13 protein-coding genes are annotated in these 12921 nt (G+C 45.5%); 7 read left to right on the plus strand and 6 right to left on the minus strand.

The features are described 5' to 3' along the window. Nucleotides 1-221: 221 nt before the first annotated feature. The 4 genes from AC58U0_RS19485 to AC58U0_RS19500 all read left to right on the plus strand — a co-directional run bounded on the left by AC58U0_RS19485 (nt 222) and on the right by AC58U0_RS19500 (nt 4677). On the plus strand, nt 222-1937 hold the full coding sequence (locus tag AC58U0_RS19485; protein WP_497380626.1) for a methyl-accepting chemotaxis protein: 1716 nt from the start codon (nt 222-224) through the stop codon (nt 1935-1937). A 133-nt stretch (nt 1938-2070) separates the two neighbouring features. Beyond that, nucleotides 2071-2520: a hypothetical protein gene (locus AC58U0_RS19490; protein ID WP_497380628.1), complete on the plus strand. Its 450-nt coding sequence runs from the start codon at nt 2071-2073 to the stop codon at nt 2518-2520. Nucleotides 2521-2835: 315 nt separating this feature from the next. Continuing rightward, complete coding sequence (locus tag AC58U0_RS19495; protein WP_497380629.1) at nt 2836-4065, plus strand: S-layer homology domain-containing protein; 1230 nt, start codon at nt 2836-2838, stop codon at nt 4063-4065. Nucleotides 4066-4185: 120 nt separating this feature from the next. Further along, a complete protein-coding gene (locus tag AC58U0_RS19500; protein WP_497380630.1) occupies nt 4186-4677 on the plus strand; it encodes a GAF domain-containing protein in 492 nt (163 codons plus the stop codon). Here AC58U0_RS19500 and AC58U0_RS19505 read toward each other — a convergent pair. From AC58U0_RS19505 to AC58U0_RS19525, 5 genes are all read right to left on the minus strand, one after another. Beyond that, complete coding sequence (locus tag AC58U0_RS19505; RefSeq protein WP_497380631.1) at nt 4670-5119, minus strand: PilZ domain-containing protein; 450 nt, start codon at nt 5117-5119, stop codon at nt 4670-4672. The genes AC58U0_RS19500 and AC58U0_RS19505 overlap by 8 nt on opposite strands. Before the next feature lie 93 nt (nt 5120-5212). After that, on the minus strand, nt 5213-6262 hold the full coding sequence (locus tag AC58U0_RS19510; protein WP_497380632.1) for a polysaccharide deacetylase family protein: 1050 nt from the start codon (nt 6260-6262) through the stop codon (nt 5213-5215). Between the two features lie 157 nt (nt 6263-6419). Further along, complete coding sequence (locus AC58U0_RS19515) at nt 6420-6692, minus strand: response regulator transcription factor (protein WP_497380633.1); 273 nt, start codon at nt 6690-6692, stop codon at nt 6420-6422. 107 nt (nt 6693-6799) lie between these two features. Further along, entirely contained in the window at nt 6800-7441 is a 642-nt protein-coding gene (locus tag AC58U0_RS19520; RefSeq protein WP_497380634.1) for a thiamine diphosphokinase, read from the minus strand. Nucleotides 7442-7532: 91 nt separating this feature from the next. After that, complete coding sequence (locus AC58U0_RS19525) at nt 7533-7766, minus strand: hypothetical protein (RefSeq protein ID WP_497380635.1); 234 nt, start codon at nt 7764-7766, stop codon at nt 7533-7535. 123 nt (nt 7767-7889) lie between these two features. Here AC58U0_RS19525 and AC58U0_RS19530 point away from each other — a divergent pair, with 123 nt between their 5' ends. Beyond that, nucleotides 7890-8627 carry a DUF554 domain-containing protein gene (locus tag AC58U0_RS19530; RefSeq protein WP_497380636.1) on the plus strand — a complete coding sequence of 246 codons (738 nt, stop codon included), beginning with the start codon at nt 7890-7892 and terminating at the stop codon, nt 8625-8627. Here AC58U0_RS19530 and AC58U0_RS19535 read toward each other — a convergent pair. Further along, nucleotides 8624-9325, minus strand: coding sequence for a response regulator (locus AC58U0_RS19535; RefSeq protein WP_056833708.1), 702 nt, complete (start codon nt 9323-9325; stop codon nt 8624-8626). The two genes, AC58U0_RS19530 and AC58U0_RS19535, sit on opposite strands and share 4 nt — an antisense overlap. A gap of 321 nt (nt 9326-9646) precedes the next feature. Here AC58U0_RS19535 and AC58U0_RS19540 point away from each other — a divergent pair, with 321 nt between their 5' ends. Beyond that, nucleotides 9647-10558 (plus strand): diguanylate cyclase domain-containing protein, encoded by a 912-nt coding sequence (locus AC58U0_RS19540; protein ID WP_497380638.1) that lies wholly within the window; start codon nt 9647-9649, stop codon nt 10556-10558. Between the two features lie 131 nt (nt 10559-10689). Then, a complete protein-coding gene (locus AC58U0_RS19545) occupies nt 10690-12330 on the plus strand; it encodes a glycosyl hydrolase family 18 protein (RefSeq protein WP_497380639.1) in 1641 nt (546 codons plus the stop codon). The last annotated feature ends 591 nt before the right edge of the window (nt 12331-12921 follow it).

Raw genomic sequence — 12921 nt, forward strand, 5'->3', positions numbered from 1 at the left:
CATCTTTGATTGGCCTCGATAGAGGTTTTCTCATAAAAAAAATCATGCCTTATAGGATTCGAGAGCGAACTGGCAGATGAGTCGGAGTTCTAGGTGTAATTTGAAAAATGGCTTAGCTCGAAATCTGGAGGAGATTTGCTTTAAGGGAGAGAATCGAAGAGAGACATCTTTTTGCAGCAGTAGAGAAGCATTTATAATAAAACTCTTAAGGCGGTGGGCGCGTGGTTTCTTTTATACATTCAATACGCTTTAAGTTTCTGATAAGTTTTGTTGCTCTGATTCTGCTGTTTATGATTTCAGCTGGACTATCCTATCGAATGGTACAATCAACTAAGCTCAGTGTAAGTGAACAAACGGCCAGTATGACTAACGAAAAGATTGCCTTATCATTAGAAAGTATGGTAGGCATTCTATACAGTAATCAAGCTGATTTGATCATCAACAACAATAAAGAGGTTATCCAGGAATACAAAGAGAATACGAAGACATTTCTTGAGATGGTAGAAAGTGTTAGCGCATCGGCCAAAACGGAGGAAGAGCGCCAGTGGGCAGGTAGTGTTGCCAAGCAAAGCCAACTGTACATCGCGATGTTCGATAAGGTGGTTGCGGTCTATAACAATCAAGATAAATACACAGCCCAACAGTTGAAAGCGGAATATAAGAAAGTAGACGATGAAACCGATGAAGCCAAAAATCAAATTTACGAGTTAACAGATAAGCTTGTACTTACTTACGACAAGAAGTATGCAGAAGCGCAAAGCAATTTAGATAAACATATGTCGCAATTGGTGAAGACTTTGATCATATCTAGCATAGCTGTTGTTGTGATTGGATTATTTCTAGCTTTTACATTAGAGCGGATGATCACGAGGCCTATTACAAGAGCAGTAGGATTCTTGCGTCGCGTAGCAGACGGCGACCTTACCACACGTCTGGATGGGAAGATAAGTAAGGATGAAACGGGGCAATTAATCGATGCTTGCAATAATATGGTGGGTCAGCTTCGCTCTCTTCTACATGAAGCCACTGTGAATGCGGACGCGGTTCACCAATCTGGGGGTCAGCTGGGGAATCATGCACGGCTTACCATACAAGCAACGAGTGAAATCGCTCATGCGATTGATGTAGTTGCAGCGGGGAATGCGGCACAGGATCAAGGCGCATCCGAAAGTGCAAGAGCCATGGAAGAGATGGCAGTAGGGATTCAACGTATGGCAGAATCCTCCTCTACAGTAGCGACAGCCTCCTTAGATGCTAGGGAAGATGCGAAGCGAGGTCATGCGACCATTGCGGATTCCATCCAGCAAATGAATCGGATTGAGCAATCCGTGGAAACATCTACGCAAATTATTGATCGTGTAGGGGAAAGATCGCAGGAAATCCATCATATTGTAGATGTCATTACAGGCATTGCTTCACAGACAAATCTACTGGCGCTTAACGCATCGATTGAAGCTGCAAGAGCAGGGGAGCATGGCAGAGGCTTTGCTGTCGTGGCTACGGAGGTAAGGAAATTGGCTGAGCAAGCAATCCAGTCTACTTCGCAAATTAATGATATTATTAAAGGGATACAAGAAGACGCTTTGGCTTCTGTGACTTCCATGCAGGAGGTGAAGGATGAGGTGAAGCACGGTGTGCAGCTGATTATACAGTCAGGTGACATGTTTGGAGGGATTCTTCAAGCCATCGCCAACATCTCTGAACAAGTGCAGGATCTTTCCTCTGCTACGGAAGAAATGTCCGCTGGATCCCAGGAAGTATCTGCTTCCATTGCGGAGATGGCTCATTTAGCCAAGCAATCGTCGCAGCAATCTCAGACCATTGTGTCACATACGAAGGAGCAATTGTACGCGATGGAAGCCATTGATAAATCGGTAATTAGCCTTAGCGAAACGGCGGAAGCCTTACAAAGTGTTGTTGGACGGTTTAAAGTGTAATAGCACCATATGATTAAAGAAGCTCAGAAAGTAAGATCGTACATGATGTGTCTTGACAATAGAAGGCCTTAACGCGCAATATGAAGAAAGGACACTGAATGAAAGATCAGGTCCTTCGGAGAGGGAGAACACCATGAATTTCGTTGAGCATATAGTGGATCATTTGCGGTCTGGACAAATTAAGAATTATCCGCAGCCGATTGCTCTGAACTTGGGCTTAGCTTATACAGTTAAACTGGAAGATAGGAAGACGAATTTAGTTTGGCTGCCTTTCGAATTTACAGGTCTTGCTTACATTGATACGGGGCAATTAGTGAACGTACATCCTTATTACCGAGGCGTTATTATCGAGGAAATCGAACTCTCACGCGGAACGGATCTGCATAAGCCGCAAACGGAGGAAGCTTTCATTAAAGCTATATTTCTTAAAAGCTGGGAGATGCATCAACTGCTGCAGCAGGAAAAGTATGCGAGTCTGCAGGGGAATGCTCCAGACTTCCTGACCAAAATGTTATACATAACAGATTGGCTGCGCTATTATAATTCCGTTATAACAGTGGGTGCTGGCAAAAAGATCGGCTAAATGAGCCGTTTTTCGTTGGAAAGTAAGGACTATGTTTTCTACATGTGTAGAAAGCATGGTCTTTTTTCAGTAGATAAGAAAGTGTATGTTTTATACTTTTGCTTTGCTTATACCTTGACAAACGCGCTCGTCCCAGAAGGACGACGGAGTCGTTTATCCTTGTATCCATCCCTATGGCTATAGTCCCATGGTTGGTAGTTCTTGGCACCTTGGATCACTAGGCTTTAAGCCTGTTCTCAAAGCATTGTAGAAGGCTTATCCTAAAGACTGGTGTAAACGATGCCAAAAAATCATGGAGAAGCGGAGAGTAAGAAAATGTTACAGATCAATAAATGGCTTACAATTGCAACAGTTTGTTGCGTAATGACAATAGGTGTCGTACAAGGGAAGAGTGAAGCGGCCGGTATGACGGATGTTCGAGGCCATTGGGCGGAGCAGACGATTAGTCAGATGGTGCAGCAGGGATTACTGGACGGCTTTCCTGATGGGACTTTTCGCCCAGATGATACTGTGACTGCTGATCAATTTGTGAAAATTGTCTTGCTCGCTTTTACAGATAAATATCCGAATGGCGAGCGCAAATGGAAATCGAGCTTTTTACAAACGCTCAGCGCAAGCAACCAAAGTATTTTGCAGCAGGATTATCGGGATTTCACGTTCAAACCGAACACAGTCGGTTATTGGGCAAAGCCATATTTGGATTTGGCCAGTGATCTTCATTTTATAAGCAAAGGTCAGTTCAGTGACTACAAGGCAATGCTAAAGCGCGAAGATGTGGCTGAAATTCTATACTATTTACTCAAGGAAACCGAGTATTTGGAAGACGAAGTGTACAGTCTCAAAGCAGCTTCCCGATTCGGCGATCTTCAAAGTGCGACGGCCAGACAGCAGAAATTCATCGGCGAGGCCATGACGAAGGGAATCATGGAAGGCTACCCGAACGGGTACTTCGGCGTTGGACGACCGGTTACCCGAGCTGAAGCGCTGCAAATCATTGCTCGTTTACAGACGAAGTCGAAGCGCATCAGTGTAAACAGTGGAAGTGAAGCGTTCATCAAAGTGGTGCCTACGAAAGATGGCAGCTATAAGAAGCTGGTATTCCCCGATCAGCGAATGCTGCAAGCCTACGATGTGATGGAGGAAGCGGGCAAGCTGCGAGGCGCGAATTATGACCTTGAAGAAACAACGCTGCGCTTATTCCGAGATGCCGAGGCCAAAGGGCTGGCGATGAGCGGTGAGACCACCGAGGTGCGCAACAGCAATGAAGCATCCTTATGGTTAGATCCGCAGTTTATGACCTATGGTGTGACTGTCCACCTAGAAAACGGGGCACTGGCCCGTAATACGGAGAGTATCCGGAAGTTCACGGATTTCCTTTTTGGCTATGATGCAGACATCTTCTATCGCCAGTTTACTGATGCTTGTGAACGCGCAGCGGCTAAAGGTGTTCTCGAAACCACAACGAAACAAATCGGCAGCTACTCTGTTGAAACACGGTTAGAAGCGGATGGGAAAACGATTGTTTTCTCTATTATTCATTCTTAGATATACATACGAGCCTAATCGGTGTAATCAGACTCGCCCTTTTTTTGCATTTGGGCAGGAAGGTTATCTTTTGGTATGATAAGCAGGTAGGATTGATTTGGGGAAGAGGGATGAAGAGAGATGTTTGCGAAATCAAGTTATGAGGGAACAAGAGAACAAAATTATGCCTTGCTGATTCAGCAAGTTGAAGCTTTGATACATGACGAACCGAATCGCATTGCGAATTTGGCTAACGCTGCTGCGCTGCTTGGGCAGTTTCTGAGCGATGTGAATTGGGCAGGTTTTTATTTATTAGATGAAACAAGTGGCAAGAAGGAGCTCGTGCTGGGGCCGTTCCAAGGACTTCCGGCTTGTGTGCGGATTCCACTGGGCAAAGGTGTTTGCGGTACATCGGCTGAACGACGGGAAACGGTGCTTGTTCCAGATGTGCATGCATTTCCAGGACACATTGCCTGCGATGCGGCATCACAATCGGAGATCGTGGTACCGATCCTTGTTGGAAATGAGCTCGTCGGGGTGCTGGATATTGATAGTCCTATCAAGAACCGATTTGATGATATCGATCAGATGTACTTGGAACAATTTGTACAGAAGCTTGCAGCTGCTATGTAATCTCATAGGTGGTAGAGAAAATATCTGCCATATCTTCATCAGAACAGAAGCTGCAGCTGGCCAGCATGTTGTTATGTTTTAAACGAGCACCTAATAAGATCAGATGACTGGTAAGCTGCTGTTCCATAATTGGATCTGCGATGCTGAATTCAATCCCGTATTCATAGAGGGATGGATTCAGCATCGTTTTTCGTGTGAGGACACCTAATACTTTGATCTCTTGATGAAAAAGATGAAAAGTGAATTCCAGCAGCAAGTTCATATCGATAGGAAGATTCAATGGGGTGTGAATACGTATACCGCCTGAGCTAATATCTCTTATCATTATCTTAGAATGTTTGGTGTCAGCTGCCTTGTTTTTGATACCAATGATTTTGAACAAGGCTGATAAAGGAATTTGAAGATTGAGTCGGAAGCTGGAGCGCTTATTTGCTTGTGACATACGAACTGCTCCTCATGGTTGATAGGCCTATTATACTATATTTATGATTAATTTGAACTACCTTTCATTGGATAAGTTTGAAAATAATGCTCCCTAATCGTGTGTAGAAAGCTTGCGAATGAATGATTTCAGGCCTTCTTCTCCATTGATAAAAAGCCTTTTGAGCAGGTAAGGGGACTGCTGGTTTGTTGCAAAGCCTTGTTCAATCGTAAAAGCATAACGAAATCCATGATCCTTAAGAAGCTTCAACGTCGTTTTGTTATATTCGCCATAAGGGTAGCAATATACATCGGCTTTGGTTCCGAGCTTTTCCTCGATTTGGTTTCTGGCTTCTAAGATTTCGAAGGCTTGTTGATCCGCGGAAAGCTGGGGGAGATGGGGGTGTGTCATCCCATGAGGTTGAATGTCCCAGCCGGCTTCTTGCAGCTTCTTGATCTGTTCCCAGTTCAGGTAACCTTCCTGATCGCTCATACCTGGTGAGATAAAGAGGGTAGCCGGGAAGGCATATTTGGCAAGAAGAGGCATCGCTTGCTCATAGTTATCGATGTATCCATCGTCAAAAGTTAACAGCACTGGTTTCTCAGGAGCTGCCTCGACATCTTTTCCTTCGATAAGGCTAATAAAAGCAGCGAGAGAAACTGGGGTGTAACCATGATCGTTAAGATACATCAGCTGCTCTTCCAGTTTGGCTGGGGAGATAACGACAACATTCCCTGGATCAATCGTGACGCTGTGGTAGTTGAGGACGGGTATGCTGATTTTGGATGGCAGAGGTGTTGGTCTTGTTGTAGACTGAACTGCCCCCGCAACTGCGGAAGCATTCGGGGGAGCGGGGACGTAAGTATTCAAAGTAACCGTTGAGACTGCAGGCAACTTGGGTTCTTCTAGGAGAGGGGGGTCTGGCGTTATTTCTAAGCTTGGAGCGGGCTTGTCCAGGGCAAAAGGATAGACCTCGACTGGAGCTTGGGATGGAGACTCGACGATCTGAGCATCGACCTGATGAGGGATCAATGCCGGAGTTGGTGAGGATCCCTGGAATTGGTATCCCGAGGAGTCTAGGCTGAAGGATACGAGTATGAGAAGTATAGTAAATAGACCTGCTAGCACCGAATAAAAAAGGATTCTCTTTCTTTGGTAGTTCATAGGCACACCAACCATTTCTAGAGGAATAATCTATTACTCTATTTGTAAGCAAAGGTTGGGAGAAATATACCTAGTTTAGCGAGTTAGAGAGATTCCCTCATATAAAAACTGCTATCCAAACTGTCTCCAGTTCGAATAGCAGTATTTGGCGCGTGCTTTAAACCGCATTGCTGATGATAGCAGCTAGAAGCTTGCGCATCGATCGAGTTCCGACTTTATCCATAATTTTATCAATATGGACTTTAACTGTTTTTTCGCTAATGTTGCAGTGATCAGCTATTTCTTTGTTACTATAGCCGTGGAGCGCGATAAGACCTATAATTTCGGCTTCTCGGTTCGTAAGTAAATGTTTGGCTGCAAATTGGGTTGTGATGGATTGCACACTCTTATGATGAAGGTTCTTTACCGGATTCTCTTGCACATGCTGCATGCTTGAACGACCTCAATATCTTAATTAATGTATGGCGTACAGTTCATTGTACCAGAGTTAACCCCTATAGGATTCACATGAGATTGTCTAATTTTAAAATTTTTTGCTTAATCTTTACTTTGGATAACGAGTAATAAGCCAGTTTGGAGTTCGATCAGACCTTCCGATTCGTTAAGTACATTACTAATCCCAAGGGACTGTCCAATCTGAAGAGTTGCTTGCTGAAGCGGATATTGGAAACCATGCAGCGTAATGCCGGTCACTTCCAAGCTAAGCGGCAGCAGGGATATATGTGCATAGCTCCCCCGTAATATATGAGTGGATTGGTTAATAACAATGATTTGGTTGTTGGCGTCCACAATGGAACAGGAGATTCCTTGCTCTGTTCCTTTGCGTAGCAGATGTACATTGGCTAACGAGTGATCAAATCGGGTGCCGAGCGCTCCGAGCAGAACTATATGATCAGGATGCTGATCCAGTGCCCAGTTAAAGGCCATTTCGGTGTCGGTTAAATCCTTGAAGACCGGGTCGCAATCGATGAAAGTGAGACTGGAAGCGCGAATACGGCTTAACTCTTCGGCAGTGACAGAATCGAAATCACCGAGTGAAATATGCGGCGTATAGCCATGTTGAATCAGATATAAGGCACCACGGTCCGACCCTACGAGAACGTCATCTTCATGAATGTCTCCAAGAGCCCAGTCCCCGAGTGTCCCTCCAGTTACAATGATAATTCGTTTTCCGTTCATGCTTGTTCCCCCAGCGCTTGATATATCATCCCCTTAGTATATCATACGCAGGCAAAAACCGAGCTGCATTCATCGCAGCCCGGTTCTATGATTAGGTTCTCGCGTCCACACGCTTGCGCATAGGGTTAAGCTCAGATTGGTCATGATCAACCACGGCTTCATCGGCGAAGCCCGTCAATTCCCAAGTCGTTCGTCCCAAAACAAGATCGGCGGGAAACTCGTCGCCGCGCTTTAGCGTAACCTCTCGTCCTGCTTCATTGGCATAAATACCGTCCGTCTCAACCGTGTCGCCAGTCATGGGATCCATCGATTTGTCATTCGACATGCTGTATTCCTCCTTTCCTGTTGCTTATTCATACCATTTCCAACGATGGAGGAAATTATGAGCGGAATCATGTAGAATGAGAAGGTTGTCACAGACTTTAAGGCAGAAAGGGAATGAATCAGCATGGCTTTATGGGGGACGATTGTGAATGCAATCGCCATTATTATTGGGGGATTATTAGGAATGATGCTGCCCCGCATCTCGGAAGGCATAAAAAGCACAGTTATGCAGGGCCTTGGGCTCGCCATTACTGTGCTGGGCATTACTATGGCATTAAAGTCGAATCAAATCGTACTAGTTATTATGAGCGTGGTTATTGGAGGCATCATTGGAGAACTGCTTCGAATCGAATACAGACTAGAGCAGCTAGGTGACTGGTTGCAGGCGCTGCTGCGCAAAGATTCTTCTGCTCATCCTACAAGCAGTATCTCGCAAGGCTTCGTGACATGCACCTTGGTTTATTGCATTGGAGCTATGGCTATTCTGGGTCCACTGGATGGCGGCCTTAGGCATAATCATGATATTTTATATACCAAATCATTGCTGGACGGGTTCTTATCCATTATCTTCGCGTCTACCCTTGGAATAGGTGTGATTTTCTCGGCGGTGTCCGTGTTCGTGATGCAAGGGGTCATCGCTCTGGCAGCGACATTTATTGCCATGGCTTTTAGCCAAGCGTCGCTAGATGCTATGATCGTCCAAATTACAGCTGTGGGTGGCGTCCTGGTTATTGGCGTAGGCATCAACATTCTTCAAATTAAAAAAATGAATGTTGCCAACATGCTGCCGGCACTTGTCATAGCGGCAGCAGCGGTTCCTCTGCAGCATTATTTTATCGTATGGTTTAGCCGACTGTTCTAAACAGCCGAACCGTTAAATTTGTATCCGACACCGCGAACCGTAATAATGTAGCGAGGCTCTGCTGGGTTAGATTCAATTTTCTTACGCAGATTACTAATATGTACAATAAGTGTTCGTGGATCACCCATGCTATCCAGGCTCCATATAAGTTCAAACAGGTGCTCGATTTTGTACACCCGATTAGGGGTCTTAGCCATTAAGGAAAGCAAATCGAATTCTTTGGCCGATAAGGATATGGTCTGTCCATTCACGCGAACGATATGGCTAACCAGATCGATTTCGAGGCCGGGGAATTTCACCAGCTGAGGATCATCCTGATGCTGCTCTCGAATGGAATTTCGACGTAAATGAGCTTTGACTCTAGCGACGAGCTGACTAGGGCTGAAAGGCTTCGTCATATAATCATCGCCACCCATGCTTAATCCGAGAATAATATCAATATCCTCACTCTTACAGGAGATGAACAGGATCGGCGTATTGCTCGTTTTGCGAAGCTGTCGGCAAACTTCTATACCATCAAGTCCTGGCAATAGGATGTCCAGAATAATAAGATCGGGCTTATGTTCCTTCACGATCTCAAATACATCGTGACCGTTATTGGCGCTGATGACTTTATAGCCTTCCCGCGCTAGGTAGAGTTGAATCAATTGGACAATTTCTTGCTCGTCATCAACAACTAAAATAGTTTCTCCTGCCATACTAGAAATCCTCCTCAGTAACGGAACAGCGTGGTAGAAAGAACGGTGTTACCGCTCTCAAATGTTTACTTTCATTATAGAACGATTCTCTTAGACATTTCTATCCTTTTATTGACAGATAAAGAGATTTGGTACGATTCTTTCCTCGAAGTAGGCACTTTGATCTGCTTCTAAATCCCTGTATCTATGAAAAATGTGAAAAAATAGTCATATTTCGACTTAATTTGACGGAAAATTTGGATGAACTTAATTGAATCTTTATGTTCCTATGCTAAGCTACCTAAGTCTCTATGTAAAAAGTACGAGAGGGGCTGCGAAGTAATGAGTCATAAGGCTGATTCGGATATTCCCAAACATTCATCGTTACAGAAGGATACATTCGTACGCCAATTCATCGAGCAGGCTTGGGATCTGTTTAGCATATTTGATGTTTATGGAAATTTGACCTACGCCTCCAAGAATTTTAGTGAAGTGATAGGATTTATACCTACTGACTTTCAGCAGGTTGTGGACTTTATTGATTCGGAATATGGTATGGATTTACATAAAATGTTTATCAAAACCTTGCAAACTTGCAACAGCAGTAAGCTGGAATTTCGAGCGAGAGGCGTTAATAAGAATATTATCTGGTTCGAGTGTACCGCGATTCCAATTCGTAATGATGAGGGTGTTCTAGCCGAGATTTCTTTCGTGCTTACTGATATCACGCTGCGCAAAAATCAAGAGAGCCGTCTTATCGCCATGGCTTATCATGATCCTCTGACAGGTTTGCCTAATCGGCGAATGTTTAAGGAGCATCTGCAGCAAATGCTTTTGAAAGCTAATCGAACGAAGAGACCATTTGGACTTCTATACTTAGACATAGATGATTTCAAAGTGATAAATGATACGATGGGCCATGATGTAGGAGACGCATTCTTGCAGGATTTCACTCACCGCATCAAAGGTTGTCTCCGTGAGGTTGATATGTTCGCCCGCATGGGAGGCGACGAGTTCACCATTTTATTACCCGCGGTGGATTGTAAGGAGCACGTGGAAAGAGTCGCCCAGCGCATCATTCAGTGTTTTGAACAGCCATGGGACATACAAGGGCAGCAGTTTCGCGCAACAGTCAGTATGGGGATAACGATGTACCGCTCGGGTGAAACCGATGCGACTAGTATGTTGAAAGAAGTAGATATTGCCCTATATAAAGTGAAGGGCAAAGGCCGCAACCACTACCAGTTTTATTAGAAACCGTTACTCGGAGCTGAATGCTCTAAAGTAACGGTTTTTTGGTATCCCCAATATTTACTCCTAGCACATTCAAATTCTTTCTAGCAAAATAGAGGAAGCAGCTAGATGCTAGAAATGGGGGGTGGCCGATGAAGAAAACCAAAAATCGATGGAGGAAATTCGTGGTTATACTGTCTGTGGCGGGGCTTTTGACAATAGCAACAAGCTCAGAACCTAGTATTAAGGCTGAAGCTAGCTCGTCTCAAGGAAAGTTTACGATGTCCTATCTCTTCTTTGGCAATTCAAATTTATATACCTCACAAGTGGATAAAAGCGGTCAGACACTGGATGTCGTCTCGCCTAGCTATTTTCATATTCATGCAGATGGTAGTTTGCAATTATCCGATTCTCTACAGGACTCGTTCATTACCGACATGCATCAGCGAGGGAAGAAGGTTGTCCCTTTTCTTAGTAACGATTTCGATAGGACGCTAGGTGAGAAAGCCATTGATAATCGAGAAGCGCTTGTTAATCAAATTGTTGCGGCAATCAAGGACCATAAGTTGGACGGCATTAATATGGATATCGAGAATGTGGATGCAGCTTACCGGGATAAATATACGGATATGGTCAAAATGCTGCGCGATAAACTCCCGAGCGGGATGGAAGTATCAGTGGCTGTAGCAGCGAATCCTACAGGGGCGACGAGCAGCTGGATTGCTTTGTATGATTACAAGGCATTAGCCGCGGTGAGTGATTACTTAATGGTTATGGCTTATGATGAAAGCTATCCAGGAGATCCGACCCCGGGACCTGTGGCAAGTTTACCCTTTGTCGAGAAAACGATTCAATACGCAGTAGCGCAGGCACCAGCAGATAAAATAGTTCTTGGTATTCCGTTCTACGGGCGGTACTGGAATCAAAATGCTGCCGCTAATGGCTCAGGTGTATCCGCTCAGGCGTTAATGCAGCTAATTGACACCTATAAAGGGACTGTGCGGTATGACGCTGCTAGCCAATCACCGGTAGCTACTTTCACGATAAGCCCAACCGATGCAGCGTCTAGCCTATATGGCAATAAGCTCGGCCCCGGCACCTACACAGTGTGGTTTGAGAACGAACAGTCGCTCAAAGAAAAGCTGAAATTGGTAGGCAAGTATAACTTGAAAGGGACTGGAAGCTGGAGCTTGAATCAGGAGACGAGCGATACATGGGACTATTACAGTCTCTGGTCTGATGGGTTTTATTTCGCCGACATGCAGAAGCATTGGGCGCAAGCTTATGTGCTAGCCGCTGCGAACCGAGGCTGGATGCTGGGCACAGCCTCTGACCGGTTCGCGCCGGACGCAGCGCTCACACGGGCTGAAGCCGCGACGATTATCGTTCGCGTCCTGGGCTTGAAGGGCGAGGCGGCTGCAATCGGCGCCTCGTTCAGTGATGTCCCTGCCACCCATTGGGCGTGGCAGGATATCCGGCTCGCGAAGCAGAGTGGGCTGATCCAAGGGATCAGCAGCGATCATTTCGCGCCGGATCAGATCATGACGCGGGAGCAGATAAGTGTGCTGCTGTCCCGCGCTTTGCAGTTAACTTCGCAGGCTGGCGGCGGAGCCGCTGCGAAGAGCTTCACCGATGTGCCGGCAGGCAGCTTGTCGGCAGGGGCCATCGCTTCGATGAGCAGCAATGGCCTTGTCGACGGCTTCGCGGACGGCACGTTCCGCCCGAGCGCGTCGCTGACGCGCGGGGAGATGGCGGCGCTACTTAGCCGCGCCCAGCCGCTGCTCACGAAGTGAGCCGGCTTTAGCAGAGAACCGCACCCTACTCCGGCTTGCCGAGTGGGGTGCGGTTCTTTGTTTTGCTTAACCGTAGCTGCAAGCGCTTAGCTTAGGTTATTGCCTTGCCTCGTCGCTATTTCTCGGCAGCCACGTGATTACTTGCATTGTGCTAGATATTGACTGAACATACTGCCTCCATCGCCAAGTAACCAGTGTTACCAGGAATACTCGCTCGCCGCAGCTAACAACAAATTTGATTTAGTGTCATTCAGCAGTTTTGTGAAGGGTTATAGGTTATGGTGGTTACCAATGTTGTAATTACTACAACAATTCGCACGCCAAAAGGCCATTTAGCAGCTTGAAGTTGCATTTCGTACAACAATTCTAACCCATTTCATGCGAAATCTTCTGAATTGAGTTCAATTGTTGTAAATTATGCAACAATGAAGGGAAAGAAGTAGGATCTAGGTCGCAATTGTTGCACTTACTACAACATCACTATAAAGCCCCCTAATTAAGTTGGACACTTTTAGGCTAAGAAAATACAATGAAATTAGCCGGAGGTTGTTCGTATGAGGGTAAAGCATAGCAAGTTTGACGAACTGAGAA

The organism is Paenibacillus sp. J31P190, assembly GCF_059692075.1.

Coding starts and splice junctions, on each gene's coding strand:
- AC58U0_RS19520 (WP_497380634.1), bottom strand. CDS start 7,441: ATGAACGGAAAACGAATTATCATTGTAACTGGAGGGACACTCGGGGAC.
- AC58U0_RS19535 (WP_056833708.1), bottom strand. CDS start 9,325: ATGGCAGGAGAAACTATTTTAGTTGTTGATGACGAGCAAGAAATTGTC.
- AC58U0_RS19545 (WP_497380639.1), top strand. CDS start 10,690: ATGAAGAAAACCAAAAATCGATGGAGGAAATTCGTGGTTATACTGTCT.
- AC58U0_RS19500 (WP_497380630.1), top strand. CDS start 4,186: ATGTTTGCGAAATCAAGTTATGAGGGAACAAGAGAACAAAATTATGCC.
- AC58U0_RS19505 (WP_497380631.1), bottom strand. CDS start 5,119: ATGTCACAAGCAAATAAGCGCTCCAGCTTCCGACTCAATCTTCAAATT.
- AC58U0_RS19525 (WP_497380635.1), bottom strand. CDS start 7,766: ATGTCGAATGACAAATCGATGGATCCCATGACTGGCGACACGGTTGAG.
- AC58U0_RS19530 (WP_497380636.1), top strand. CDS start 7,890: ATGGCTTTATGGGGGACGATTGTGAATGCAATCGCCATTATTATTGGG.
- AC58U0_RS19510 (WP_497380632.1), bottom strand. CDS start 6,262: ATGAACTACCAAAGAAAGAGAATCCTTTTTTATTCGGTGCTAGCAGGT.
- AC58U0_RS19515 (WP_497380633.1), bottom strand. CDS start 6,692: ATGCAGCATGTGCAAGAGAATCCGGTAAAGAACCTTCATCATAAGAGT.
- AC58U0_RS19495 (WP_497380629.1), top strand. CDS start 2,836: ATGTTACAGATCAATAAATGGCTTACAATTGCAACAGTTTGTTGCGTA.
- AC58U0_RS19540 (WP_497380638.1), top strand. CDS start 9,647: ATGAGTCATAAGGCTGATTCGGATATTCCCAAACATTCATCGTTACAG.
- AC58U0_RS19490 (WP_497380628.1), top strand. CDS start 2,071: ATGAATTTCGTTGAGCATATAGTGGATCATTTGCGGTCTGGACAAATT.